The organism is Streptomyces angustmyceticus (assembly GCF_040701845.1).
Lineage (GTDB): Bacteria > Actinomycetota > Actinomycetes > Streptomycetales > Streptomycetaceae > Streptomyces > Streptomyces angustmyceticus_A.
Genome location: NZ_JBFBHQ010000041.1, coordinates 15,149 through 41,026, shown reverse-complemented (window position 1 = coordinate 41,026; position 25,878 = coordinate 15,149). Strand labels below are relative to the sequence as shown.

Here is a 25,878-nt window from a genome sequence, read left to right as displayed (position 1 = left end):
CTGCCGTATCCACGCTGTGTGCTGCTGCCTCGCTGCTGCTCTGCCTCGCGCGTGTGCGTATCGCATCGCCCTTGCGTCACTGTCTCTGGGCATCCAGGGATGGGGCAGGGCTTACGGGGGCGGGAGGGCATGTCAGGGGGTGAGAGGGGGCGTGGTGTCCACGGTGACCTTCAGCGCCTTGATCTTGGCTCCGAAGGTGACGGTTCCGGAGATGACGGCTTCGGGCTGAACGCCTGCGTTGCGTGCGTGCTCTACGAAGGCTTCGAGCTCGGCGAAGGTGAGCGCCTTGCCTCGGGCTTTGTCCTCGACGGTGCGAGCCATGACGTCTTGTCTCCTTGGGTGGGCGGGGAAGGTCGCTTGCAGGGTCGACGTAGGTCGATGGCGTAGACCTGCTGTCCTTGGCCGTTGTCGACGGTGTCCAGGTGCAGCGTCAGGGCGCCGGCGTACAGGACGCGGGGCGTTGCTGGGCTGGTGGCGAGGTCTGCGGAAGCGGCGTCCAGGGCGTCGGCGAGCATGCGGAGCGCTGCTGCGTCGGCCCATGTGCGGTACGGCGAGCAGGGTCTGGGCACCGCGGCTCCTTGGTGGTCTGGGGCTCCCCGTCCGGAGCGGTTCCTTGTCGGCGTGGCCGCTGCGACGGAGGGGAGCCGTGTCCGCGGGGCCGCACGTGCGCGCCTTCCCTTGCACGCACGGGGCTCCGCGGACAGCAACGGCCCGCCAGAGGCGCGGGGATAGCGCTGGCGGGCCTGTCTGGGGGAACGACGAAGCCCCGCGGCGGCGGGGGCCTGCGGGGCTTTCGTCGTCTATTCATTTGTATGGGCACAGTGGTGCTTGCGGAGATCGTGACATATGTCTGTTGAAGCGTCAAGCAGCTGCCATAGGGCGGGCTTTCGGTCGGAGTGAGTCGCGGGCGGCGAGGACGTCCGCGGCGAGGTAGAGGGGCTTTCGGGGGGTGCCACCGACGGGACGTATCAGTCCCCGGCGGCGCCATTGCCGGATGGTGTCGGGCTGGACGCCGACCAGGGCGGCCGCCAGGGGTGCGGGAAGTGGCGGGTAGTAGGCCATGCGCTCGATTGTCACCACAATCGCCCCATCTGTTGCCCCTGCTCGATCAGGCCCCTTCGGCGGCGCCGGCCTGCCGCTCGGTGCGGCCGCGGGCCTCGGCGAGACGAGCGGCGATGCCGTAGGCGGGGCTGCTGGCGAGGGCGCCGCGGCGGCGGTCGTATCGGCGGGTGGTTCGAGGGTCCTTGTGGTCGGCGAAGTCCTGGACGTGGTGGAGCTTGGCACCCGGGGCCTTGAGCGCGTGGGTGACGGCGTCGTGCTTGAGCACGTGCGGGTGGAAGGTGGCCGCGTTCTTGAGGCCGGCCTCGGCGGCGAGGCGCCGCAGCAGCTTCCACACGTACTTCGCATCGAGGGGCTTGCCCGTGCGGGTCTGGAAGATGACGCCATCAGTACGGCCGGCCAGGTAGACGTCGATGGCGTGGGCGGTGCTGGGCGGGACGACCTTCTGGACGGTCCGGCCGCCCTTGGTGATGACGTCCAGGACGCGGTGCCCTTCGTTGTGCCCCAGCTTCTCGGCACGGGCGCTCAGCGTCATGTCCAGGCGCATGGCCATGGTGTAGATGACGGACACCAGGGCGTAGGCGCGGGGGCCGTCGTCGTAGGCGGCATCGAGGAGCCGCGCGGACTCGTCCTCGGTGCTGCCCTTGGTGGCGGAGTAGTCCGGGTCGACGTCGGGGCGGACGACGAGCGCGAACGGGTCGATGCCTTCGTTGCGGGCCCGGACGGCGTAGGTGTGGAACGAGGAGCAAGCCGACAGCAGATTCGCGCGGGAAGCGTCGGCGAGCGGCCGCCCGGTCGGGGCGCGTTCGCCGCGGCGGCCGCCCTTGACCGGGCGCAGGGTGGGCGCCTTCTCCAGGTAGCGAGAGAACGCCTCGGCGAGGGTGAAGCGCGCTTCGAGCGGGTGGGCGCCGGTCTCTCGGGCGTACTGCTCCCAGGTCTTGAACTGTCGGGAGTAGGTGCCGCGGGTGTTGGCCCGCTTCTGCCGGGCGATCCATGCGCCGGCGAGGGCGGGGAACGGGTCGCCTTGCGGGTAGTGCTCGCCGAGTTCGTTGGCGAGGTCGATTGCTTCGGCGGGCCAGTCATCGGCGGCCGTGCGTCGCGCGGTGGCGAGCTGGCCGGCGGGGCGCAGTACGAGATCGGTCACGGTCGCCTCTCCGGGGCCGCGGTGACCCCTCCAATGCGAGAGTACCCAATAACAGTAATTATTGGGTACTTCCGTGGCGGCCCTGCCTGGTGACGGTCGATCACTCGCAGGCGAACACCCATGCGGGGGCATTTCAGGGAACGCCCCCCTCCGGATGTTTTTGTGCCCAGGGCTATAGGACACTGGCCGCCGGGGACAGCGAAGGAAGGCGCGGGGATGAGCTACCACCGTCACGAGTGCCATGCGTGCGGCCGCGACATCGCGGTCACGAACCGCGGCCGGTTGTGCCGCCACGATCCGCCGGTGCGGGACCGGGACCTCAAGTCGTGCCCGGGGTCGCTGAAGGTGGTGCACCCGAAGAAGGACCAGCCGGCCATGCTGGCGTACATGCCGCCGCTGTTCCCGGCCCACCCGGACGATCCGGGCCAGCTCGTCGTCGACCAGGCCGCGCTGTTCTGACCCGCTCCCCTATCTCTGCGCGTGTGCGCGTGCGCGCGTGATACCGGGCCGGTCCGCGTGGGGGAAGACTCCGCGCCGTATTTTTGCCCAAAAACATAGGACAGGGTTCGGGCATGACGAAGGCCCCCCGACCGATGGGCCGAGGGGCCTTTCGTCACGCTGCACCTGGTGCCGATCTCTCCACAAGTCCCGGCGGGCGTCTGCGAATCAGCGTGCTTCCAGCCTAGGGGGCAGCACTGACAGGCGTTGCCCCCGTTTCGGTCCTGTCCGCCGACGCGTTCTTCTGCTCCGGCAGTTCGGCCGGCGCCAGCAGCTCGGCGCGGTAGGCGTCGACCTGCTGCTGGACACGGTCGAGGAAGGCGGCGGCCTGGTCGCGGTCCGTCTTCGCCAGCTTCCGAATCCAGCGGTCCGGTACGGCCTTGGCCACGCGTACCGCGATGGGGTCCGGTTCGTCGCTCTTCTTGTCGGCCTGCTCGGCGAAGTGGGCGGCGATCTGCTCACTGACCGCCTTCTTGTTGAAGGCCCGCTCGAGGTTGAGCGCTTCGACCGCACCGGCCAGGACCTCGGCCGTCAGCTTGGGGCCGTAGACCTCGAGGACGAAGCGGTACACGAACGCGGCCGAGGGAGCGTCCCACGCGTCGGCGGCCGGCACCAGCTCCCAGAGCTGGGTCTGGGCGACCTTCTTCATGGTTCCGATCGGAACCGTTCCGTTCGATTCCAGTTCGTTCAGCGCCTCGGCGATCTGCCAGGTGCGGATGAGGCGCGTGGCGTAGCTCTTGCCGATGTCCCACCGCTCGAGGCAATACGCCTCGAACGTGTCGTGAGTGGCGCGGTACAGCTTGGCGTCCCGGATGACCTGAAGCGCCTTGCCTGCGAGCCAGAACGCGAGTTGCAGCATGCCGACGCCGGCTTCGCACCGGGCCAGCATGTCCTGCTCCCGCTGCATAAGCGCAGGGGCGTCACCTTCGGGGCCTTTGACGACAGGCAGTTCGCGGGCCAGCTGAGCAATGGTCGTCGGCCCGCCAGCCGTCTTGGCGGCCCCGCCCGGGTTCATGCGGCGCCCCATCAGAGCACCTGCTCAACGGTCAGGGCGAGGGCGGAAAAGTCTTCCTTGGCCCGCAGCGCGGTCCCGCTGGGGTCGTACTGGGTCACAACCAGCCCCTTCTCGGCGGCGCGCGAGTGAATGACGTAGCGGCGGATGGGGTCGGCCATGCGGGGATAACCCCGCTCGTCGATCCACTCCTTGACCTTGTCGAGAGCGGCCTCGCCGTCGCGAGGGTCGTGCAGGTTGATGACGACCAGGAACGGGATGCCGCGCGGCTTGAGGATGCGCTCGATGGTGAACTCGGCGGGCTCCCAGGACAGCCACTCGGGGGTGATGGGGACGATGGCGAAGTGTGCCAGGTCGAGGACTTCCCGCATTGCGTCGGCCACCTTGCCGTCGCCGAGCGGGTCCGCGCCCCACTCGGCGTCTTCGTCGATCTCCATGAAGCCGGGGGTGTCGACGTAGATGCGCTTGCGGTTGGGGTCCTTGGCCAGCTTCGGCAGGATGCCCAGCTCTCCGCGGGTGACCAGGTAGTCGAAGGGCAGGTGTTCCTCGGCGACGCGGTCGGCCCAGCGTTCCAGGCTGCCCTGGGGGTCGATGCCGGCGGCGACAACGGCGGCTGCCTCAACGTCGTTGTGCATGACACTGGAGTTGCCAGCGACGGCGGCGAGGTTAACCGTGATCGTGGACTTGCCGCTGCCGCCCTTCTGCTGGATCACGACGACGACCGTGGGGCCGTCGCCACTGACCACGCGGGCAACAACGTCGATGGCGCTGTTAAGGGTTGATGACATGGTTCTCCATGGGGTTCCGTGACTTCCCCGGGGTGCGGGTACTCGGACCGCCATAGCCTTTCATGGCCAGCCTGGCGCCCGTCGCAGGGCCTGGCCGCTCGGCGTGTGGCCGGGGGAATGGCGCCCGGCGCTCGGTGTCATCCTGGGTGTGGGAGGGTCCCATGCTTCCCGATATGCGCCGCCATTGCGGAATGCAGCAGAAGGCCCCCGCTTGACCGTCTGGGGCGAGACGGTCGGGCGGGGGCCTTTCTGTGTTCCGGGGTCAGGCCGCGCGGGCGGTGAACGCGGCGGGGTCGACCGGGCGGCCGCACTCGGAGCAATGGACGCTGCGGGTGGTGTGGTGCAGCAGCAGCGTGCCGGAGCAGGCCGGGCACGGCGTGTTGAGGGTCTTGGTGTCCGGGCGGTTGCCGGTGGCGTGCCGCATCTCCCCCGCCAGTTCCCGCAGCGTCAGCGCCAGCTCGGCGAGGTCGACATGCTCGGCGGCCCAGGGAAGGTTCCGGCGCAGGGAGCGCAGGACGCGGGACACCATCAGGTCCGTGCCGGATTCGTCGGCGGCGACCGGGCGCGGGGCCTGGGCGGGTTCGTGGCGGGCGGCGCGGATCGCTGCCTCGTGCGGGCCGAGGCGAAGGTAGACGCTGACGGCGAGGTCCAGGACGTCGCCGTTCAGCGGTAGCGGCGCCTCGACGTTGCCGCCGGAGACGCGGGGGCCGGCGCCGGTGGTGCCGCGCTCCAGGAAGTCGGGGAGCTCCAGCCACAGGTGCTCGATCTCGTTGAGCCGGTCGCGCATCCAGTCCTCGCACGACTGGCAGGTGGTGAAGGTGAAGCGGGCCCCGATCGGGGCCTGGCAGGCGGTGCAGTCGCTCAACGGTGCTCCAGTGGTGAGGGGCCGGCCGCCCGCACTCGGCCGGCCCGCGGGAAGTTCGGGAAGCATGCGGAAGGTCAGGCGGCCCGGGAAGCGGGGCGCCGGATGAGCTGGCGGAGCGTGGCCGGGGCGGGTGCGCCGCCGGATCGGGCCGAACCGCCGCGGCACACGCAGGCATGGAGGGTGCGGGTGGTGACGTCCGGGCGGGGCGCGGCCGCGAACCGGAGTGCCATGTCGATGTCGAGGCACTCGGGCCGTTCCAGGCTCATCCATCCGGCGACGCGGCGGAGATAGTCGGGGTCGGCGCCGTGGTCGAGGTGGTCCTGGACCTGGCGGGCGTACCCGCGGACGACGCAGGCCGATCGATCGTGGCCCTGGGCCCAGAAGCGCGCTACCTGCCGGGCGGCGGGGCTGAGCATGGTGTCCATAGCTCTTCCAATTCGTCAGGCCCCGCGCCTACTTCGAAGGTAGCGACTTTCTGGCGAAGTGTTCCCCCTACTTCCCCCGGAGGGCTGTGAGCAGGGGGAACACCGGGCCGGGTCAGGTCTGCGCCATGTCCACGAACCGCGAATAGTGCCCCTGGAAGGCCACCGTGACGGTCGAGGTAGCCCCGTTCCTGTGCTTGGCCACGATCAGGTCGGCTTCGCCGGCCCGCGGGGACTCCTTCTCGTACATGTCCTCGCGGTGCAGCAGGATCACGATGTCGGCGTCCTGCTCAAGCGATCCGGACTCTCGAAGGTCGGACACCATCGGCTTCTTGTCGGTTCGGCTCTCCGGGCCGCGGTTCAGCTGCGACAGGCCGATCACGGGCACGTGCAGTTCCTTGGCGAGGAGCTTGAGGCCGCGGGAGATGTCCGAGACATCCTGTTGCCGGGTCTCCTTCGACCGGGCGCCAGTCTGCATCAGTTGGATGTAGTCGACGACGATCATCTTGACGTCGTGGCGCTGGACCAGACGGCGGGCCTTTGCTCGGATGTCCATCATGGTCAGGTTCGGCGAGGCGTCCACGTAGAGCGGCGCCGCCGAGATGGTCGGCATCCGGCGGGCCAGCCTTGTCCAGTCCTCATCGGTCATCGCCCCGCCGCGGATGTGGTGCAGCGGGACCTTTGCGTCCGCCGACCACAGACGGTGGTTGATCTCCTTCCGGCCCATCTCCAGGGAGAAGAACGCGGTAGCAAGATCACGCTTGATGGACGACTCACGGCAGAAGTCCAGGGCGAGGGTGCTTTTACCCATGGCCGGCCGGGCGGCGATGATGACGAACTGGTCGGGCTGCAACCCGGACAGCAGGGCGTCCAGGTCCGTGATGCCGGTAGCGAGGCCGGCCAGGCCGCCGTCGCCGTTGCACAGCGCGTCCAGGTCGTCCAGGTCCTGCTCCATGCCGTCGCCGATGGGGGCGTAGTCCTCGCTGGTGCGCTGGTCGTTGACCGCGTACAGCTCGGCCTGCGCCTGGTTGACGATCTCGTCTACGTCGCCCTCGGCGGCGTATCCCATCTGCGTGATGCGGGTACCGGCCTCGACCAGGCGGCGGAGCACCCCGCGCTCGTGAACGATCTCGGCGTAGTACTCGGCGTTGGCGGCCGTCGGCACGCACTGGACAAGGGTGTGCAGGTACGAGGCACCGCCTACCCGGGCGATCTCCCCGCGCTTGGTCAGCGCGTCGGCGATGGTGATGGGGTCGGCCGGGTCGCCTGCGGCGTACTTGTCGAGGATCGACCGGAAGACCAGCTCATGGGCCGGGCGGTAAAAGTCCTCCGCCTTGACGACCTGGAGGCAGTCCTCGATGGCGTCCTTGGACAGCAGCATGCCGCCGAGGACGGACTGCTCGGCGTCCAGGTCCTGCGGCGGGACGCGCTCGAAGGTGTCCGCCTTCCGGCCGCCGCTGCGGAAGGTGTCTGGTACCTCGTTGCCGCGGGGGGCTTCCTCGGCCTCCCAGAGGTTGGCGTCGGCGGCCGGGGAGGCGTCCTGGGTCTGCTGGGGGATACTCATGGTGTGGCTCCTTTCGAGCCTTCGAGCAGCGGCCGGCCCTGGCGAGGGAGATACCGGCCGCTGCGGCGTTGTGCGGGTCAGGCGTTGCTGCGGGCGTACTTCGGGTGGCACGCCTCGCACGGGACGTCGGTGCCGTCGGGCAGTTCGACCGTCCGCTGGTACGGCATGAGCGGCATTTCGCCGCCGTTGCACTCCCCACACCACCCGATGCCGCCGCCGGATGAGGCGCCCTGCTGCTGGGGCAGGGGCTCCCGCTCATCGCGACGCCGCCGCTTCAGGTGCTTGATGCGGTGAGGCAGCACCCGGGACGCAACGATCACCTTGTCCTTCGGGTCTTCCTGGGTCAGGAGCAGTTCGAGGTAGTCGTCCAGCTCGTGGTCGAGGGCGTGGACGTAGGAAGCCAGCAGCGGCGCGATGGTGCGCGCCTCGGGAATGCTCTGCTGCCACTTGCCACGAAGGTCCTGGAGCCAGGTGTCAGCAGCGGCGATCTGTTCCTTGGTCGGCTGGTAGTCCTCATCCGTGAGGGCGCAAGCGACAGCAAGCCGGTCGGCCTTGGGCGCCCTGCCCTTGTTGCCCGTCTTGGGGGGTTGGGGGGAGGAGTTACCTCCTCCCTCCGGGGGGTGTGGGGGGGAACCCTTTCCGCTTCCCCTCAGAGGAGAACCGGTCTGACCTGCGAGAATGGGGGATTTTCCGCTTCGCCTGTCAGCGCTTCCCTTGTCAGCGCTTCCCTTGTGAGGAGAAGCGGTCTGACCTGCGGAGATCTCGTTACTGGTCGGTTGCGCTTCTCCTGTGAGGGGAAACGGGAGGTCCCCGGTCGAACCGGACATCCCCGGAGGGGTCCAGTTGGGGTCCGTGGCGGGGAACTCGTGGAAGGTGTAGGAGACCTTCCCGAAGCTGCCGCCGTTGCCCTGCGCCCGATGAAGGAAGCCGGCCGCGCGGAGCCGCGCAACGGACTCGTAGACGGCCTTACTGCCCACCAGGCCGTCGCCCTTCCCGTTGGCGTTACGGATGCCCTCGGCGCGCAGGGAGTCGATGAGGTCCTGGACGGTGAAGTCCTTGCCGTCCTCACACATGAAGTGGATGTGCATCAGCACGACGAAGTCCAGGGAATGGGAAAGGCCCGACCCATAGATCATGTGGCGGTAGAGAGGGACAGACGGGCGAAGAGACTGTGCGCGCCCGATGACTGCTGAGCCCTCTTCGAACTGCTCTTCGCTCACCAGGACCTCCCGCAAATCGCGGGGACGGAGGGCCTGGGCTGTGCTGTGGCGCGGGTCGCCATTTGTGCTCCCGATGGGGGTATGGGGAGTCCGTGGCGGGTCACACACCAGTGCCGGGGTTACAGCACCCGAAGACGTTGGGTACCGTAGGCACCGGAGCGTGAACGCTCTGGACTTCCTTTGGAAGGGAGCTCCGCCGGACCTTCCCAGATCCTTACGGCGGAGCGAGACGCATTCGAGGCCCCTGGTTCGCAGCCAGGGGCTTCGGCACGTCTAGGCGGCTTTCGCCTTCGTGTCCTCGCCCTCAAGCCAGGCGAGGTACTGCGCACGGTTCACGTGGATGATGCCGTTGATCATGATCCAGCGAACAGGGATAACCCCTCGCCGAATCTGGTTCCGGACCGTCTTCGGGTGGCACCCCAGGCGACCGGCCAGCTCGGAGATCTTCATCCAGTCCGGCGTGAAGACCAGGTTGGTCTTGTAGGGCATCTCTGCTCCGATCCCTCATGGAACGCCCGCAGTTGGCGGTGGCGTGAAATCAGACGCTAGACCAAAAACCGCCGGTCGTTCCCAGGGTCTTCCCCGGCGCTCCCCTGACCTGCGGGTTAGTGGTTGGCGACTCCCCGTGACGCCACCACGCCCACTAAAGCGGGCCCCGGTCAGCGGGGGCCCGCTCCCTGTACTGCTGTCAGCTGGCGTCGATCTCCCAGCCGTACCGGAGCGTCCAGACGGACGTCGGCATGATGTGGACGGCCACCTCGACGGAGCGGCCCTCGGCGGTCCGGGCGATGTGTAGCAGCTCGTACACGCGGGCGTCCTCGGTAAGGGCAAGCTCCTCCACCTCCTCCGGCGACGGGGTCCGAACGTTGATCTCCTCGGTGACCTCGGCCTGCGGGAAGCCCATCTCGGCGAGTCGGCTGATCATGCCGCCAGCGCCGGTGTCGACGTTCTCCAGCGGACTGTCGAAGGCAATGTCGCCGGGGATGTACGACGTAGCGAGCTGTACGGGAATGTCGTCAGCGGTCATCCGCCGGGCCCGTGACAGGACGGAAGCCTCGGTTGCCGGGACGTCGAGAAGTTCGGCGACCTTGGCCGGCGGGACAACGCGGTCGACCGTGACGTCGCTGCCGGCGCGCATGCCAAGCGCCTTGACCTCCGAAGCGAAGGCGCCACCCGAGGGCTGACCGTCGGGGCCGGCCTCCCGGTTCTTCTTGCGGTACCGGACGTTGGCGTCTCGGAGGATCTTCTTCAGGAGTGGAGACACGGCGTAGTTGCGCCCCTTCTTGATGAGGTAGCCCTCGGCTTGCAGCAGCCTGATGGCGCTACCGACGGTTGCCCTGCTGGTGTCGAACTGCTTGGCCAGCGTCATGTCGCCCGGCAGCTGGGCGCCGGGCGCGTACGTGCCTGCCTCGATGGCGGTACGGATCTGGTCTGCAACGGCGCGATATGCCGGACGGTTACTGGTCATGGCCAAGACCATACAGGCGTTCAGCTCGCTTTGCCAAGCGTGACACTCGCAATGCCTGGCGAGCAGTTGACATCGCCAAGCGAGCGTGTGAAGCTTCTCCTGTCGCCACCGGAGCTACCCGCCCCGGAAGGCGCAGAAGGGCCCATGAACGCCGAAAGGCCCAGGTGGTAGCACACCTGGACCTTCGGGGGCCCGTCTGGGCCCGGCGAATCGCTACCCCGCTAGGTAGGAGCAACTCGCATGCAGAACGGTACCGGAGCCACCGCCGCGAACGGCAACAGCCCCATCCCTCAGATCCGCTGCTTCCCCCGCTTTGAGTTCGCCGCCCGTCTGATCCTCGACACCCCCACCGCCAAGCGCCTGGACGAGATCGAGCACGGCACCCAGGTCACGGCGACCGGCATCGTCACCCACATCAATCAGCACTACCAGTCCGCCACCAAAATCTCCGCGGTCATCGTCCTCACCTCGGACATCGGCGACACCGGCCTGGTCCACGTCTCTCCCCACATCTACCGGGAGAACGCCGGCCTGCTGACCCTCGGCAAGCGCCTGAGCATCACCGGCACGGTCTCCGTTCACTTCACCTCGGCCTACATCAAGGCCCAGGAGATCACGCACCGCCCCTAGCGGTCTCGCACCGGTCGGCCCGGCAGACGCACCCCCACTCCCTGCCGGGCCCCGCATCACCAGCTCCAGCACGCCGGCCCAGGGGGACCGCTATGCCCGCATCTCCGGAACAACTCCTCGCACTGCTCGAAGCCCCGCACTGGAAAGCCGCGGGCTCCACCTCGGTCCGGCCGGAAGGCCCCACCGCTCGGCGCACGGAAGGGAAGGCCCCGGTGAACGTCACCGTCCTCGATCACATCGCGAAGGGCACCAAGACCCTCGCCGCCGCCGACCGGCTGGCCGCCCAGGGGACGTCCCTGGCGCTGCGGAAGGCCGAGGCGCTCCGCAAGGCGCAGGCCATCAAGACCCAGGCCCTGATGGGCGAGACGAATTCGGTCCGCTCGGTCACCTGCCCCTACTGCGGGACGTACGGGCTGCTCCTCCACCAGGGCCGCGCGGTGTGCGTCAACCGGCACTGTGCCGCCGCCGGCCGCCAACGGTCTTGGACCCTGGTCGACCTGATGATGGCTCGCCCGGTCCAGCCGAAGGGCATCCGCCGGTCGGTGAAGCCGCCCCGTGACGTGATGGACATCCCGCGCCTGGTCCAGTTCTTCAAGACCTCGGGCTACCCGGTGTCGGCCTCGACGGTCAGCCGGATCGTCAAGACGTACGACCTGCCGCGGTGGCCGGACCCGCTCAAGGAGCGGACGGTCTTCCTCTACTCCCTGTCCGACGTACTGACCGCCCACGCGCTGCACGCGCTGAAGGGCAACCCGTCGGACTGCGCGGCCGCCGCCGAGAAGCCGGCCTGCTCCGGTCTGGCCGACCTGTTCTTCGGCGTGAGCGACCAGCAGATGAACCAGGACCGCCTCGAGCAGGCCAAGGCCCTGTGCGAGGGCTGCCCGTTCCGTGAGCCGTGCCTCGACGTCGCCCTGCTGGGCGGTGACCGGCAGCACGGCATCCAGGCGGGCCTCATCCCGGGGGAGCGGCGGGACCTCAACGCCGCCCGCAACAAGACCAACTGACCCTTCCCAACCGGCACCACCCGATCAAGGAGAGATCCATGCAGCAAGGCACCCACCACTTCGTTCTCACCCTCCAGCAGCAGGCCAGCAGCGGAGGAATCGTCGTCGCGACCTTCGCCAACAGCTGCACCCCCCAGCCGGGCCAGACGCGGGCCGAGGTCTACGGCGACCTCCTCGCGGCCGTCGGCCACGACAGCCCCGAGTTGAAGGGCGCCAACGTCCTCTTCTTCTCCCTCGAACGCAACGAGCTCTGACCCTCCCCTGGTGCCTTCCGGCGCCCGGTCCTGCTCGGGCTTCCACCGCCGAGCTGGGCCGAGAGCCGGGCAGTCCCGCCGCAGGCCACAACCCCGCTAGGAGAACCAATGGTCCCCGCGACCCCCGCCACCAGCCGCCGGTCCATCGCCGGATACCAGGCCGCTCGTATCAGCCTCGACGTCTTCTCTGCCTTCCTGATGATGGCCGCCGCCGGATCGTTCGCCGTGGTCGCCTTTGACAACACCCACGAAGGCTTTGTCACAGCCGGGGTGCAGGGCCGGGCCTTCTTCTCCGGGCTGGTCGCCGTCATGGCTTCCTACGGCGCGGGGAGCATCTGCGACCTGCTCTTCGGTGGCCTCCGGGACCGGCTCGTCGAGGCCCACCGCGGCCTGCTCATCGACGCCGCGAAGGACGCCCGCGAACGCCACGCCAAGGCCCAGGCCGCCGTCGACATGGGGGCCTCGCACATCCCGCCGTACCTCGCCGTCCTGGCCGCCGACGCGGACAAGGCCGAGGACCGCGCCTTGCGGGCCGGCGTCCTGCCCGCCGAGCTCGGCTGACCACCCACCCACCGCGCACCACCAGCCGAAAGGACCCGCCATGTTCCGCCGCAACCGCACCCCGAAGCCCGTCCCCGCCCGCCCCACCGCCGAAGCCCTCACCCTCGGCCTGCGCATCCTCGCCGACGACCGCGCCGCCGGCGACGACTGGGCCCTGGAGTTCTTCAACGACGGCCCCTTCGACGACGACGTCGCCAACTACCCGACGAGCTGGGTTCGGAAGCTCCGCATCTTCCACCTGGGGAAGCCGGGCCCCGGCGACATCCCCTGGGAGGCCATCGAGCTGCCGGCCGACTACGAGATCCCCGCCGAGTTCCTGCGGCCGCGTGGCGATAGCCCCACCAAGACCCAGGGCGACACGTACCTGATGCGCTTCCTCACCCTCGGCGGCGCCACCGTCGCCGTGGAGAGCACGCGGTTCGTCACCCGCTGGAGCAGCTGCCCGCCCTTCGCCGCCGACAAGCCCTACGAGATCTCTGGCTTTCAGTGGACGTGCGCCGGCTGCGGTGCCTACGGCCGCGAGGGCGACACCTACCACGACCCGAACTACCGGCGGCAGCAGGAAGCCCGGGACGAAGCCAACGCCCACGCCGAGAAGTGCCGGGCCTTCCCCGCCGCCCCCGCCAACTGACCCCGCTGCTTGACCGGCGCCCCGCCCCCACCGGGGCGCCTCTCCCCCGGTGATCGAACGCTAGGAGATCCCCCGTGACAACCGCCCCGGTCGACCGTCAGGACAGCGTCCTGTATGGCCCCGACGGCAAGACCCCCCTGGCGGGGGTGCCGTCCCCCACCACCCCGCCGACGTATGAGTGGCGGCCCGTCCAGCAGGACGACAATGCCACCGTCTGGGAGAAGACCCCCCAGCAGGGCGAGGACGCCGAGCAGCTGGTCGCCGCCGCCAAGGCCAAGGCCGCCCAGATCCTGACGAAGGCCCAGGACGACGCCCGCCGCCTGGCGGTCGACGCCAAGGCCCAGGCCGAATGGACGGCCGAGGAGACGAAGGGGCTGCGGGCCCGCACCCTGGCCGGCGCCGACAACGACGCCCGCGCCATCCGTAGCGAGGCCGAGCAGATCCTCGAGGCAGCGCGCCAGCAGACTGAGGACCGGCTCGCCAAGAAGGAGCGCCGGGACCAGCAGATCGACGCGTGGTCCCCGCGGATCGCCCTTGCTGCTGTCATCGGCCTGACCGCCTCGGGTGAGTTCTCCCTCGCCGTTCTGGCGGGCTGGCCGCCGGCCCTCGCGTGGCTGCTGCCGCTCGGCATCGACGTCTACGTGGTGCAGGCGATGCGCCGCCACCGCGACGTCGTCATCGCCCTGCTGCTGATGGTCGCCGCGAATGCCGTGTTCCACGTCGCCGCCGCCGGACTGTTCGGCGTCATCCTCGGGCCGACCGGCGAGCCGGTTATCGGCAAGAACGGCGACCCGAAGGCGACGTGGCAACTGATCGTCGGCGTAGCAGCCATCGCCCCCTGGGTGATGTTCCGCCTGCACCGGATCACCACTCCCAAGCCCGACAAGCCCCAACGCTGGCGCCGCTCGGCGAAGCCGCAGACGCCCGTAGCTGTCGACAGCACGACCGCCAGCATCGACCGCCAGGACGCCGCTCCTGTCGACAACTCCACCCCGGAGCTGGCGCCAGAAACGAGCGACAACAACCGCCAGGAAGCGCCGACAACTGGCGACAGCAACAGCCGCGAACTGGCGACAACGGGCGCCCCTTCCTGGCGACAGGAAGCCCCCGCCAGGAAGGCGACAACTGGCGACAACAAGGCCGCCAAGAAGTCCACCGAGCTGGCGACAACTGGCACCAGGAAGGCCCCCGCCAAGAGGCCCGCAGCTGGCGCCAAGAAGGCGGCAACTCCGAAGCGCCGAAGCGCCGACGAGTGGGTGGAGCTGGCTACCCCGATCTTCCGTTCCGAGTTCGCGCGGCTCCGTCGGAACCCCACCGCTTCCGAGTTCGCCAACGCCATCAAGGCGGCCGGCCTCGGCAACGTCTCCGACTCGACCGCCAAGAACATTCGCACCGAAATTCTCGACCGGGCCGAACTGCCCGCCCTCGACTGACGACCGTCACGCCGCCCGCCACTTCCTGGCGGGCGGGCCTCACCCCAGCAACACGACCCGATTGGAGAACACCATGACCACTCCCCCTCGCCGCCCCAGCACCCCGTCGAGCGCCACCACCAAGAACCTGACGAAGAACGTCACCAAGAACGGCGGCGGCTTCAACCCCTCCGTCGGCTTCAGCCTCACCGTCCCCGCCCCCAGCCCGAAGGGTGGCGGAGGCCGAGGCGACGACAGCGGCCAGGGCGGCGGCGCGGCGGCCGGCGGTCGCCGAGGAGTCCCCGGCGCCGACTTCATGTCCAACGACGACATCCGCGCCTTCTGCGAATACATCCGCAAGGACTCCCGCAACCGGGCAACCGAGCGGTCCATGGACGCCGACCACCTCGAAGCGGTCCTGAAGACCATCCCCGACTCCATGGGTAGCCGATCCGGCGCCAGGGCCCGCGCCCGCCGCGTCTCCCGCTGGCTCAAGAAGATCGCCGCCGCCGAGAAGAACATCCAGAAGTACGCGGCCATGACCTACGGCACCTTCGAGCGCGAATACGAAGCGAACCTGCGGAGCATCAGCCCCGGTCGCCCCAAGCAGCAGCACCGCCAGCCCTTCAACTGGCGCTGACACCCCGCCTGACCTGCGCTGACACCCCCTGACACCCCCTCGCTGACACCTCGGCTGACATCAGGAGAAGCCATGTCCGACACCACCAAGAGCACCGCCGCAAAGGGCGGGCTCGCGAAGATCGCGAAGCACCACCATGCACGCCCGTACATGGCGCTCCTGGCCGAGGTGCCCGCAACCTTCCTCGCCAACCAGGCGTGGGGAGGTAGCACCGTGGCCGCCATCGGCATGACTGTCGCCGGCGGCATCCTGACCGCCGGCACCTGGTGGGCGGCGCAGGGCACCACCGCCCCGCGCCGCATCCAGTCCACGGTCACGATGGGGGCGGCGATGGGTTACACCACCATCGCCACCTTCACCGACCCGCTCGGCGCCTCTCAGCTCTCCTGCCTGGCCATGGGGGGCGGAGTCGCCGCAGGTCTGTGGACCGTCCGCAAGATGATGCGGGTCAACCCCGAGGCCAAGACCGACGCCGCCACCGCCGGCGAGACGGGCCTGCTGGTCAAGTCCATCGGCAAGGCCAAGATGGCGATGCGTCGGGAGCCGAAGGTCGAGCCGAACAAGGTCACCGTCCCGTACCAGATCACCGCGCCCGGCGAGCTGACCAACGCGGAGATCGGCAAGCGCATCGACAACATCGCCACTGAGCTGGGGGTTTCCCCCAACAGCGTGCGGGTCCGGCCCGACACCAACGACGCCAGCCTCGGTGAACTGGTCGTCATCCCCAAGGACATGCTGGTCGAGAAGCTGGCATGGCCTGGCCCCTCGCGCTTCGGCGGATCGATCGTCGATGCGGTCAGCAACGGCCGGTACGAGGACGGTACGCCAGTCGAATTCTGGTTCCCGTGCGACGAGAAGAAGGGCCGCAACGCCACGCACTTCGGCGCGGTCGGCATGAACGGTTCCGGCAAGTCCGCCGGTATCGGTATGGGGCTGGTGGACGCTATGACCAGGCGCGATGTCATCGTCTGGGCCTGCGACCCGGCCAAGGGCCGGCAGACCTTCGCCCCCTTCATGCCGTTCCTCGACTGGGTCGAGCTGTCTGTCGCCGGCGGAGAAGCGATGATCGACGCTCTGTCGATGGTCATCACCGCCCGCGCCGACGCCCTGGGGATGGCCGGCTTCAAGAACTGGACGCCCGAGGCGTTCGAGAAGCTCGGCATGCCGTACATGATCGTGTGGCTGGAGGAAGCCGGGAAGCTGTTCCGGGAGGGCGCCCAGGCCGAGGGCCTGGTCCAAGAAGCCCGTTCCGCCGGCATCTCCGTCATCATCAGCATCCAAAGGCCCAGCTCAACGGCCATGAACACCGACGTCCGCGAGCAGCTCGGCGGCATGTTCTGCTTCGGCGTCAACAACGAGACCACCACGGTCATGGCGCTTGATGACGATGTCATCGACCAAGGCGCCCGGCCCGAGGTCTGGAAGAACCAGCGGCCCGGCTACTTCTACCTGGTCGCCCCTGGGGTCGACGAGGAGCGGTTCGCGATGCCGTGCCGCACCTGGACGCCGCCCTCGGATGAGGAAATCGTCGCGATCCTCTCCCAGGCCCCGCGCGCCCAGGCCGACCCGGTCACCGCGAACGCTGCTGGTGAGGCGTACGCCAACCGCGCTCGTTACGCCGAGGACGAGCTGTTGAACAGCGACGACACCGACCAAGGACAGGAGTCCATCGTCATGACGAAGGAAGACTCGGCGGCCGCCGAAAGGCAGCTGCTGGAGCGCCAGGCCGACCGCGAGGTAGAAGCCCTGGTCGGCTCCGACCCCGACGACGACGGCTTCGTCCCGGACGTCGACCCGGAGCAGGAGATCAAGCCGGCCGCGGTCACCTGGACGTTTGGCCAAGCGGCCCCCGTCGCGGAGGATCGCGCCCCCGAGGTCGCGTTCGCCGAGCTGCTGGCCATGCTCGCCGAATACCGCGGCCAGGAGCGGGAGGAAGTCGGCCCGAAGGACTTCCAGCCCTACGGCAAGGGCGGACGGATCGGCCGCTCCCGCGCCTGGATCTCCGAGAAGCTCGGCGACCTCGCCGATGAAGGCATCCACCTGGAGGAGACGCCGCAGCCGGGCGTCTACAAGCTGCTCTACCCCGAGATGGCGACGGCCTGACACCCCGTCTGACCTGCACTGATACCGGCTGACGGTCCGCTGACACCAGGGGCCGCAGCCGGTATCGCAGGCCAGAAAGGGCCTGACACCGCTTCTGATCTGCGGTGACAGCGGCTGACACTCGCTGACACTGTCAGCCGCCCGAGGGCCCGTTTTCTTAGGTCAATGCGCGTGCGCGCGCTAGCTGACACCCCGCTGACACCCCCGCTGACACCCAACCGCTGTCAATGGAGACAAACCGCCATGAAACCCGCATCAGAGAACGGCACCAAGGCCCGCGTCCTGGCCGCCGCCCTGCGGAACTGGGCCACGGTCGACGCCGACCCCGCGCCCACCGTCGCGCGCCTCGAGGTCCGCCAGCCGCCGGCCTGGGGGTACGCCGCCACCGTCGACATCTCCGACCGGCAGTACAAGCGGGTCCTGGCCTTCCTGCGTGACGACCTCATCGAGAACCGGCCCGGCTACTCCACCCCGGAACGTGCGGCCGCGGTTGTCGAGGCGCTGCTGGTGGAGCTGGTGGCGGCCGGTCAGATCCGCGTCACCGCCGCCGATCTGGTCGAGGCGGCGCCGCGCATCGGCCGCTCCCGCACCTGGATTGCCGCCCACATCACCGACCTCATCGACTCCGGCCGGCTCCGCGAGACGCGCAGGGCCGACACCTTCGACATCGCCTGACACCCACCGGTTCGCTCACCCCGCTAGGAGAACGCCATGGACGCCCCCCTCAAGCCCTACAGCAGTAGCCCCGTCACCACCGCCCAGTCGATGCCCGGCTGGCCGCAGCAGACCCCCCTGAACGTCCCGGCGGTGCGCGAGGACGACGACCCGGTGGTCTACGTCCCGGACGCGTACGGCGAGGGCATGGTGGCCGTCCGTCGGAGCCAGGTGCAGCCCACCGCCCCGACCCCGCCCCGCGACCTGGCCCCCCTGCCGCTCCTTGACCCGGCCGCCCAGCGCCTCATCGGCGCCGGCATCGGCGGGGGTGCGCTCTCGGCGGGCCTCGGCTGGGGCATCGGGCAGGCCCTCACCCCGCTCGCCGGCATCAACACCGGCTCCTTCATGTGGCTCGCCATCATGGTGGCCGCCTGGAAGCTGCCGGCCTTCGGCAAGAAGGTCACCAACAAGACCACGTACAACACCACCAACAACACGTCGATGAACGTGGTCAACCGCAACCGCGGGTTCGGCAGGTCGACGACCAGCGCCTGATCGCAACGACGAAAGGCCCCCGCCCGGGGAAGGGGCGGGGGCCTTCGCGATGCTCGAACGCATTCGAACGGAATGGTTCCGATCGGAACCGTCACCGGCGCTTGCGCTCCGGGAGCAGGGCCGCGGTACTCGGCGCCGTGGTCGGCTGGTCCTGCGGTGCCGGGTCGGGGGCACCGTCGCGGCGGCACACCAGCGCATCCGGATCGCTCGTCGAGGGCTGAAGGCTGTAGCCGTCCGGGCACGTCTGCCCGTCCCGTCCGTCGGCCCCGTCACGGCCGTCCTTGCCGTCCGTGCCGTTCTTCCCGTCGGAGCCTGCGGGACCGGCCGGCCCTGCGGGGCCCGGGACGGTGCTGTTCTGCCCGTTGCTGCCGGCCTTTCCGTCCGTGCCGTTGGTGCCTGGCTCCCCGGCCTCGCCGGTGGCGCCGTTCTTCCCCGGGCTGCCCGGCTTCCCGGTGGCGTTGGCGCCGTCCTTCCCGTCCTTGCCGTCGGCCCCGTCCTTCCCGGGGTAGCCCCGCGGCCCGCGCAGGCCCTTCCCGGCCTCTCCGCGGCTCCCCGGGGGCCCGGCGACCGGCGTACCGCCGAGGCGCTGCACCTGGGCGGCCAGGGCATCCCGCGCGGCGTTCGAGGCTTGCAAGTCCTCGCTGACCTGGCGGACGTTGAAGACGACCCAGGCCAGGACGCAGCCCAGGACGATGGCGCCGAAGAACACCATGGCGTCCCCGCGACGCCAGCGTCTTTCCTGGGCGCGCATGTGGTGGTAGCTCACGACCGGCCCCCTTGAAGCAGGATGACGATCAGCGGCACCACGACGCCGACCAGCGGCACCACAACCGCACCGATCAGCCAGCGCCGGGTTGCCACGATCTTCTCGGCGTCCTTCTCCCGCAGCGCGGCGTCCTTCTCCCGCTGCACCTCCAACGCCCGGACCCGCTCGGCCAGGACCTCATGGCGCAGGTCGTAGACCTCCTGGGAGACCTTCTTGTCGAGCATGACCACCAGCTGCTGTATGTCCTCGCGGACAGCCAGGAACCGGTCATCGAAACGGCGGACCACTTCCCCGAGGGTGGTGGGTTCATCTGGCACGGGTGCCTCCTATGGCATGCGCTCCCCGCGCCGGCGCCGATGAATGGTCAGGCGACATACCCGTAAGCCAGGAGGCCCACGTTGCCGCCGAAGGCGTTGGCGGTGAACGCTCCGCCCGTGACCGTGGGCGGCGTCGTCATGCCGGTATTCGTGTCGCCGAAGCCGGGAGATGCGGCCGCGCCCGTGGCCATCGAGCCCTCCCCGACGAGGTTGGGCAGCGTGGTGGCCTTCATCATGAAGCCCAGGTAATGCAGGCCCGCGTAGGTCGTGACGTAGGTCGAGGCGCTGCCGGCCGTGGCCTGGGCGACGGCGAGCGTCTTGACGGTGTTCGCCGCCCACGCCGCGGTCGTCTGGTCGGCGGTGCGGGCCAGGGCCACGCGCGCCGAGTTGTGCAGGGAGAACCACCAGTTGGTCGGCGTGCCGGCCGCGGTGGCGCCGTTCATGAACGAGATGTTCGAGACGGTGAAGCCCTTGGGCAGCCAGATCGGCACCAGGTACAGCGTCCCGGACACCGCGGCCGTCGAGGTGGCGCCGGCCCGGAGCCTGGACGCCGTCTCGTACCGGCCCGCCGGGCGCATCAGGTCCTCGAGGTTGCCCGTCACGTCGAACGCCGTGGTCTCGGCGCCCGTGGTCTGGTCGTCGAGCATCCCCGACGTGCCCGAGTCGGTCAGGTCGTTGCCGTAGCGGCGGACGTTGGTGCACGTCGAGGTGATGGACAGGCCGTAAGCGGCTTCGTTGCCGGACCCGTACTTGCGGACCCGGTTGCCGGCGATGAGCAGGCCGTCCGTGGACGACGAGACGCGGATGCCGTAGGACCCGGACGCCGCGCGGCTGCTGCCCTTGAGGTAGTTGCCGGTGGCCTGGATGTCCGCGCCGCCCAGGACGTGCAGGCCGTTGACGCCGGCCTCCCGGACGCTGTTGGACGCGATGGTGACGCCCGTGCCGGTGTCGCAGGAGATGCCGCTGGAGCCGGGCTGATAGATCCGGTTGCCGGTGACGTTGCCGCCCGCGATGTTCTGCTGGCTGATGCCGGTGCCGGACACGCCACGGATGGTGTTGCCGGTCACCGTGTACTGCTCGGCGTAGGAGCAGCGGACACCGTTCTCGCTGTTCGTGGTCGTCTCGATGACGTTGTCGCCGATGGAGACGTTCAGGACCTTGCCGGTGGCCTCGCCGGACAGGAGGATCGCGTCGTCGTAGCCGATGCCGCCGGTGATGGTGTTCCCGACGATCGTCACGTTGCGCAGGTCCTGGGACGCCGAGGTCTGCGTACCGGACGTGTTCTTGGTGTCGTTGGTGTCGGTCGAGTCGACGACCTGGGCCCGCACGCCGGCACCGCACCCGGACATCGTGTTGCCGGTGACGGTGACGTCGGACCAGGAGTAGATGCTGACGCCGTACTGGGCCAGGCCCTCGAAGGTGTTGTCGGCGATGCGGATGCGCTTGTGCCACCGGCCGATCGTCGCCGAGTGCGAGCCGATGCCGCGGGGCCAGGCCACCGTGCCGGCCGTGCCCGACGCCCCGACGTAGCAGCCGCGGATCTCGATGTCCTCACACGGCGTGTGGTCGTAGGGGCCGAAGCCCCCGAAATACGCGCTGCCCTTGGCCAGGTCCAGCTGGATGGCCTCGCTGAAGGTGCGGCCGCCGGGGTCGACGTAGCCGCGGAACGAGCAGTCCAGGACCTTGCCGTCCTTGGTGCTGTTCAGCTCGATGCCGTGATAGCCGGGCAGGTCACGGATCTCGATGTCCCGGATGGTGATGCCGCGGGCGTGGCCGATGCTGATGCACATCGCCGAGGCCGTCAGCCCCGCCGTGGTGCCGCGCATGTTCCACACGCCGCCCTCGAGGACGATGTTGCCGTTGCCGGTGTAGCCGGCGAGGTTCTGGGCGGCGTCGCCGTTGAGCAGCATGGTGGCGGCCACGTTGCGGCGGAACTCGGCGCCCGGCAGCAGCGTCAGGCGGGTGTTCGCGTAGATCCGCAGGGTGGCGCCGATCAGGTACGTGCCGGGCTGGACCATCACCCAGCCGCCGCCGGCGTCGCGCGCGGCGTTCAGCGCGGCCTGGATGCCGGTCGAGGCGTTGCCCGTGCCGTTGTTCGGCGCGCCGTACAGCACCGGGTTGTAGATCTGCGCGCCGGCCAAGGAAACCTGCCCTGCAAGGAGAGTGCCGGGGGTCTCGAGGACGCCGGCGGCGGACCGCTGGAGGAAGGTGTCCAGGGCGGCGTTGCCGGGCCCCCAGGACTGCTTGCCGTCGGCGGTGATGCGCCACCGCTCGTTGCTGTCGCCCGTGACGGCGGTGCTGAACGCCTCGGCGGTCGAGGCGCCCAGGGCCGCGTGCACGGCGCCGGTCAGGGTGCCGCCGGACAGGTCCAGCTTGTCCTCGATCTGGTCCAGGGCGCCCGTCGCGGCCTCGCGTGCCGCCTCGTACCAGCGCACCGGGGAGCCGGACGGCCCGTTGTACTCGTACTCGATGGCGGTGACGCCGTCGACCTTGAAGGTGCGGATGGCGCCGGGGGTGTCGCTGCCGGACGGGTTGGAGCGGAGCTGCGCTATGGGCGTCGTGCCGTCGCTCTCGTACATCGCGGTGACGGTGGCGCCGGTGCCGGCGACCCGCACGGTGATGGGGTAGTCGGCGACGACCGTGCCGCCGGAAGTCGTCAGGACGTCGGCGGGCACGCCGCCGAAGGTGTACTGAGTCACGGAAGGCTCCTTCTCAGATCAGCCAGTAGGAGCCGGAGATGTCCACCCACGGCGTTCCGTCGGTGCCCTGGTACCACCACAGGATGTCTCCGGACACCCCGTAGGCCGAGGCGCTGTTAGAGCCCAGGACCTCGAGGCGGCCCGCGGCGTCGGTAGTGGTGCCGGCCATCGAGCAGGTACCGGGCCAGGTGCGCAGGCCCGCGGGGATGCAGTCCGAGGGGACGGCGCCCAGGTTGATGGCGTTGGCGTCGTTCAGGTTGGTGGCGTCGGTGCGCTCGATGCGGCCCTTGAGGTGGACCTGCTTGCCCAGGATCATCAGGCCGATGGCCACGTCGCCCTGTTGCAGGCCCGAGCTGAGCGTCATCGTGCGGTCCCACGGGTCCAGCGGCTCCCAGATGGTCACCCACGTGTCCGTCACCGAGCTGGTCTTCACCCACATCGTGCCGTCGTTGGCGGTCACGAGCGTGTGAGCGGGCGCCGAGGCGTACTTGTTGACCCGGTCGGCCAGGTCCGTGGCGGTGTGCCGCAGGTGCGGGTCCACGGCTTCGGCGAACGCGGCGATATCGGCCGGGACAGTGGGGGACTGGCCGCCTGCGGGCACGGGCAGCTGGGCGTATCCGATGGTGGCCACCGGGCACCTCCTAGGCAGAGAACGAGATGGTGATGGAGCCGCCGGTGAAGGCGGCGTATTCGCCGCGGCCGTGGCCGGCGATGGCCAGGCCGCGGGCCGATCCGGAAGCGAGGGCAGTGCGCCAGGCCGCGGGCAGCGTCGCGGTTCCCTTGGCGCCCACCGACAGCGACAGGAGCGTTTCGGGCCCGTCGCCGAGGCTTAGCTGGCCGCCGGGGGCGGACGTGTAGTTGTGCAGGTACAGCCGCATGCGGACCTTGCCGTTGATGCCGCTTCCGCGCTTGCGGGTGAAGGCGACCCGCATCGAGGCGACGGTCTTGCCGGAGCAGGCCGAGGCGATGGCGGAGCCGTAGAACCATCCGCCGCGCCGGTCGCCGCCGCCGGTCCAGTCGCCCTGCGTGGGGCTGGTGGCGTAGGAGTCGGGCCGGCCGTTGCGCCAGGACCCCGAATCGTTCGGGCTGATCGTCACGGACTTGGGGGCCCGGGTCGCCAGAGCGTCCGGGGAGGTGTCCGAAGCGGTGCCGAGCTGGGCGTAGAGCACGCCCTTGCCGTTGGTGTCCTTCTTCGTCCACAGCGTGCTGACCTGCTGCCAGCCTGTCCCCGGCGGGGCCGGGGTGCCCCACGTGAACGCGGAGATGGCCACCAGGTCCTGGGCGGCGTCCTGGGCGAGCGTGGCGATGCGCGCGGCGTCAGCTTCCGCCGGGTCGTCGCCCAGGCGCCACAGCACCACGGGCACGGACCCGCGGCGCACGGCCACGGTGTCGCCGGCCGCCCGGTTGCGGTAGGCGTCGGTGCACGCGACGTCGTAGAGCTCTCCGCCGTCCATCCGCAGGTTCACCGTGCCCTCATCGGTCACGTCGATGACCTCGGCGGAGACGGTCTGGAGTCCGCCCGCGGCCGCGGCCTTCACCTCGGCGAGGTCCTTGCCGACCTGGTCGCGGATGCCCATCACAGCCTCCTTGCGCTGGTGCGGGTCTGGCATGACATCGAGATCCCGCCCAGGGTGTAGGGGCAGGAGTCGATGATGTGGCGCTCCCACACACCGGGCTCCACCTCGACGGAGAACACGTCACCGGGCTCCGCCGCCGGGTTGCACACGGACGAGAAGGAGAGACTGGCCTGAAGGCCGAGGCTGTCGGCCAGGCGGGCCTGGGCGACTTCCCGGGCCTGGATGAGATTGCCGATCAGCGACGACGAGTAGCGGCCGGTGCGCACCCGCACGTAGGGCAGGCCCAGGCGCTGCGGCGCCAACGGGTCCTGAACGGGGTCCGGGCCCGCGTAGGTCAGGCTGGCCGGGTCGTCGTCCCAGGCGTAGGCCGGCCCCACGGGCGCGCCGCCTGAGCCGGAGTCACCGCTGACCACCCACAGGTTCGTCAGGCCCTCGCTGCTCTCCTCGCGGCTGGGCTGGGCGGTGGCCAGGCCGAGCGGCACGGTCCAGCGGACCGGGTCGTTGAGCGTCGGCACGGGCCCGAAGGTGACCGTTCCGCGGGCGTCGCACCACACCTCTCCGCCCAGGGCGGCCGCGATGCCGGTAGCCGCGCCGGCGGTGTCCGTGCCGCCGGACAGGGCCGACCAGCGGTCCTCATCGACCACGAACGACGGCACGCGGGTGGTGGACTTGATGCCGGAGCGCCAGGCGATCGGGGCGCCGGGCAGGGCCTCGCCGACGAGCGCGGCCGCGCACGCTTCCGCCGAGTCCGGGCCGACGGTGCGGGCCTGCGGCAGGGCCGCGGTGCGGATGATGTCCTCCCGGCCGAGCAGGTCGAGGGACACGCCCAGGCGGGTGCGCTTGAGGCGGTCGATGACGTACCAGCCGGCGGGTATCCACTCGATGTCCCGCCGCGGCACGCCCAGGCCCTGGAACAGCCGTACCTGGGTGGCCACGTTGTTGATGCCGTCGCGTCCCAGGGGCGCGTCGAGGAGTTCCACGGACGCCGAGTAGCGCACTTCCGCGGTCCGGTCGGGCGTGACGCCGCCGGACCCGAAGCGGGCCGGGGTCCACGTCAGGCCGCCGTCGTTGGACCATTCCGCCCGTACCGGCCGGCGGGTGGCCTGCGGCAGGGCGGCCAGCGCGGCGGCGGAGATGGGCAGCACTACACCGCCCCGTTCGTGGCGAGCGACGCGTAGGAGTCGTAGGACGCGATGACCGCGTCGTAGGAGGAGAACTGCGCGGCGAGGGTGTCGTAGGACCAGCCGGGCGACGCCATCGGCTGCCCCTCGGTGTCGGGCCGCTCGATGGGCACGATGTCGAAGGTGTACTGGAAGCCGCCCGTGGCGCCGAGCTTGCCGGTGGCCTTCTCTGCCACGTCGGCCGGGACGAAGTAGCGGTCTGGGGTCATGTAGCCGGGCCGCACCTGGGCGAGCAGGACGCCGGCGCGGATCAGCTCCCGCATCTGGTCGACGTCCTCGGTGGGCACGTCCACGGTGACGGACTCCGCCGGGGCCGCCGCGGTGTCGAAGGCCACGGCGGTGAACGGAGACCCGGAGCGTGAGGCGGTGTCCTGGCGGGCGGCGCTGCTGGTGCCGGCGGCCGGGCCCAGCATGACGCGCATGGACAGGCCGGGCACATCCAGGGACTTCAGCCACAGGTCCTTGTTCTGCCCGGCCGGCGGCGCGGGAACGGTCAGCGCGAGGGACGTTGGCGGGCCCCATGTGCCGTCCACGTAGAGGGGCGTGGCGGTGTAGGCCACGCCGACGCCGAGCGGCGCCTCATGGTCGTACGCCTGACCCACGCCTTCTACCGCCCAGGCCAGGTTGCCCGAGCGGACCGGCACGCGCGCCGTGGCGCCCGGGTCGGCCCGCTCGATGAGCACCTTGCGGATGTCGCCGGCCTCGGCGAGGGGGGTGTCCCCCGCGGTGTAGTCGACCGCCAGGTACACCCCCGCCCACGGGGCGTCCACGGTGGCTGTCAGCCACCCCTCCGGGCTCACGATCTGCTCGGGCGGGGTGACTTGCGGTGCGGACAGGCTGACGATCATCGGCAT

Annotated in this window: 27 protein-coding genes and 1 pseudogene; 11 read left to right on the top strand and 17 right to left on the bottom strand. The window is 69.9% G+C overall.

Translation table 11 applies throughout. The features are described from left to right. Positions 1-132: 132 nt before the first annotated feature. Both AB0411_RS37000 and AB0411_RS36995 read right to left on the bottom strand, forming a co-directional pair. A complete protein-coding gene (locus AB0411_RS37000) occupies positions 133-321 on the bottom strand; it encodes a hypothetical protein (protein ID WP_366421630.1) in 189 nt (62 codons plus the stop codon). 787 nt (positions 322-1,108) lie between these two features. Further along, complete coding sequence (locus AB0411_RS36995) at positions 1,109-2,203, bottom strand: tyrosine-type recombinase/integrase (protein WP_366421629.1); 1,095 nt, start codon at positions 2,201-2,203, stop codon at positions 1,109-1,111. A gap of 216 nt (positions 2,204-2,419) precedes the next feature. Between AB0411_RS36995 and AB0411_RS36990 the strand changes: the two genes are divergently transcribed. Beyond that, positions 2,420-2,662: a hypothetical protein gene (locus AB0411_RS36990; RefSeq protein WP_366421628.1), complete on the top strand. Its 243-nt coding sequence runs from the start codon at positions 2,420-2,422 to the stop codon at positions 2,660-2,662. Between the two features lie 223 nt (positions 2,663-2,885). On the opposite strand, the gene AB0411_RS36985 is transcribed toward AB0411_RS36990, so the two are convergent. The 8 genes and pseudogenes from AB0411_RS36985 to AB0411_RS36950 all read right to left on the bottom strand — a co-directional run bounded on the left by AB0411_RS36985 (position 2,886) and on the right by AB0411_RS36950 (position 10,040). Continuing rightward, positions 2,886-3,728 carry a hypothetical protein gene (locus tag AB0411_RS36985; RefSeq protein ID WP_366421627.1) on the bottom strand — a complete coding sequence of 281 codons (843 nt, stop codon included), beginning with the start codon at positions 3,726-3,728 and terminating at the stop codon, positions 2,886-2,888. Continuing rightward, positions 3,728-4,501: a ParA family protein gene (locus AB0411_RS36980; protein WP_366421626.1), complete on the bottom strand. Its 774-nt coding sequence runs from the start codon at positions 4,499-4,501 to the stop codon at positions 3,728-3,730. Before AB0411_RS36980 ends, AB0411_RS36985 begins: the two co-directional genes overlap by 1 nt. Positions 4,502-4,763: 262 nt before the next feature. Continuing rightward, positions 4,764-5,366, bottom strand: coding sequence for a hypothetical protein (locus AB0411_RS36975; RefSeq protein ID WP_366421625.1), 603 nt, complete (start codon positions 5,364-5,366; stop codon positions 4,764-4,766). 74 nt (positions 5,367-5,440) lie between these two features. Continuing rightward, positions 5,441-5,791 (bottom strand): hypothetical protein, encoded by a 351-nt coding sequence (locus tag AB0411_RS36970; protein WP_366421624.1) that lies wholly within the window; start codon positions 5,789-5,791, stop codon positions 5,441-5,443. Between the two features lie 112 nt (positions 5,792-5,903). Further along, positions 5,904-7,404 (bottom strand): annotated as a pseudogene (gene dnaB / locus AB0411_RS36965) (replicative DNA helicase). Positions 7,405-7,429: 25 nt separating this feature from the next. After that, positions 7,430-8,572: a hypothetical protein gene (locus AB0411_RS36960; protein WP_366421623.1), complete on the bottom strand. Its 1,143-nt coding sequence runs from the start codon at positions 8,570-8,572 to the stop codon at positions 7,430-7,432. Positions 8,573-8,845: 273 nt separating this feature from the next. Beyond that, positions 8,846-9,061, bottom strand: a complete 216-nt coding sequence (locus tag AB0411_RS36955) for a helix-turn-helix domain-containing protein (RefSeq protein ID WP_366421622.1) — start codon at positions 9,059-9,061, stop codon at positions 8,846-8,848. A 199-nt stretch (positions 9,062-9,260) separates the two neighbouring features. Beyond that, entirely contained in the window at positions 9,261-10,040 is a 780-nt protein-coding gene (locus AB0411_RS36950; RefSeq protein WP_366421621.1) for a GntR family transcriptional regulator, read from the bottom strand. 240 nt (positions 10,041-10,280) lie between these two features. Here AB0411_RS36950 and AB0411_RS36945 point away from each other — a divergent pair, with 240 nt between their 5' ends. The 10 genes from AB0411_RS36945 to AB0411_RS36900 all read left to right on the top strand — a co-directional run bounded on the left by AB0411_RS36945 (position 10,281) and on the right by AB0411_RS36900 (position 18,484). Then, the gene (locus AB0411_RS36945; protein ID WP_366421620.1) at positions 10,281-10,670 is read left to right on the top strand and encodes a hypothetical protein; all 390 of its coding nucleotides are present in this window, start codon (positions 10,281-10,283) and stop codon (positions 10,668-10,670) included. Between the two features lie 92 nt (positions 10,671-10,762). Then, positions 10,763-11,674, top strand: a complete 912-nt coding sequence (locus AB0411_RS36940; RefSeq protein WP_366421619.1) for a WhiB family transcriptional regulator — start codon at positions 10,763-10,765, stop codon at positions 11,672-11,674. Between the two features lie 38 nt (positions 11,675-11,712). Continuing rightward, positions 11,713-11,928 (top strand): hypothetical protein, encoded by a 216-nt coding sequence (locus tag AB0411_RS36935; protein ID WP_366421618.1) that lies wholly within the window; start codon positions 11,713-11,715, stop codon positions 11,926-11,928. Positions 11,929-12,036: 108 nt separating this feature from the next. Continuing rightward, the gene (locus AB0411_RS36930) at positions 12,037-12,489 is read left to right on the top strand and encodes a hypothetical protein (RefSeq protein WP_366421617.1); all 453 of its coding nucleotides are present in this window, start codon (positions 12,037-12,039) and stop codon (positions 12,487-12,489) included. A 40-nt stretch (positions 12,490-12,529) separates the two neighbouring features. After that, positions 12,530-13,120: a hypothetical protein gene (locus AB0411_RS36925; protein WP_366421616.1), complete on the top strand. Its 591-nt coding sequence runs from the start codon at positions 12,530-12,532 to the stop codon at positions 13,118-13,120. A 74-nt stretch (positions 13,121-13,194) separates the two neighbouring features. Then, positions 13,195-14,553, top strand: coding sequence for a hypothetical protein (locus AB0411_RS36920; protein ID WP_366421615.1), 1,359 nt, complete (start codon positions 13,195-13,197; stop codon positions 14,551-14,553). A 73-nt stretch (positions 14,554-14,626) separates the two neighbouring features. Then, positions 14,627-15,172, top strand: coding sequence for a plasmid transfer protein TraA (gene traA, locus AB0411_RS36915; protein ID WP_366421614.1), 546 nt, complete (start codon positions 14,627-14,629; stop codon positions 15,170-15,172). Between the two features lie 72 nt (positions 15,173-15,244). Beyond that, positions 15,245-17,275 (top strand): conjugal transfer protein TraB, encoded by a 2,031-nt coding sequence (locus AB0411_RS36910; RefSeq protein WP_366421613.1) that lies wholly within the window; start codon positions 15,245-15,247, stop codon positions 17,273-17,275. Between the two features lie 243 nt (positions 17,276-17,518). Continuing rightward, the gene (locus AB0411_RS36905) at positions 17,519-17,950 is read left to right on the top strand and encodes a hypothetical protein (protein ID WP_366421612.1); all 432 of its coding nucleotides are present in this window, start codon (positions 17,519-17,521) and stop codon (positions 17,948-17,950) included. A 36-nt stretch (positions 17,951-17,986) separates the two neighbouring features. Continuing rightward, on the top strand, positions 17,987-18,484 hold the full coding sequence (locus AB0411_RS36900; protein ID WP_366421611.1) for a hypothetical protein: 498 nt from the start codon (positions 17,987-17,989) through the stop codon (positions 18,482-18,484). A gap of 91 nt (positions 18,485-18,575) precedes the next feature. Here AB0411_RS36900 and AB0411_RS36895 read toward each other — a convergent pair whose 3' ends face one another. From AB0411_RS36895 to AB0411_RS36865, 7 genes are read right to left on the bottom strand one after another with little or no spacing between them, the layout of a single operon-like run. Next, positions 18,576-19,250, bottom strand: coding sequence for a collagen-like protein (locus AB0411_RS36895; protein WP_366421610.1), 675 nt, complete (start codon positions 19,248-19,250; stop codon positions 18,576-18,578). Beyond that, complete coding sequence (locus AB0411_RS36890; RefSeq protein ID WP_366421609.1) at positions 19,247-19,567, bottom strand: hypothetical protein; 321 nt, start codon at positions 19,565-19,567, stop codon at positions 19,247-19,249. The genes AB0411_RS36895 and AB0411_RS36890 overlap by 4 nt, the downstream gene beginning before the upstream one ends. 47 nt (positions 19,568-19,614) lie before the next feature. After that, complete coding sequence (locus AB0411_RS36885; RefSeq protein WP_366421608.1) at positions 19,615-22,266, bottom strand: right-handed parallel beta-helix repeat-containing protein; 2,652 nt, start codon at positions 22,264-22,266, stop codon at positions 19,615-19,617. Between the two features lie 13 nt (positions 22,267-22,279). Further along, complete coding sequence (locus AB0411_RS36880; protein ID WP_366421607.1) at positions 22,280-22,897, bottom strand: hypothetical protein; 618 nt, start codon at positions 22,895-22,897, stop codon at positions 22,280-22,282. A gap of 10 nt (positions 22,898-22,907) precedes the next feature. Continuing rightward, positions 22,908-23,843 (bottom strand): hypothetical protein, encoded by a 936-nt coding sequence (locus tag AB0411_RS36875; RefSeq protein ID WP_366421606.1) that lies wholly within the window; start codon positions 23,841-23,843, stop codon positions 22,908-22,910. Next, a complete protein-coding gene (locus AB0411_RS36870) occupies positions 23,843-24,988 on the bottom strand; it encodes a phage tail protein (protein WP_366421605.1) in 1,146 nt (381 codons plus the stop codon). The genes AB0411_RS36875 and AB0411_RS36870 overlap by 1 nt, the downstream gene beginning before the upstream one ends. Next, positions 24,988-25,878 carry a hypothetical protein gene (locus tag AB0411_RS36865; protein WP_366421604.1) on the bottom strand — a complete coding sequence of 297 codons (891 nt, stop codon included), beginning with the start codon at positions 25,876-25,878 and terminating at the stop codon, positions 24,988-24,990. Before AB0411_RS36865 ends, AB0411_RS36870 begins: the two co-directional genes overlap by 1 nt.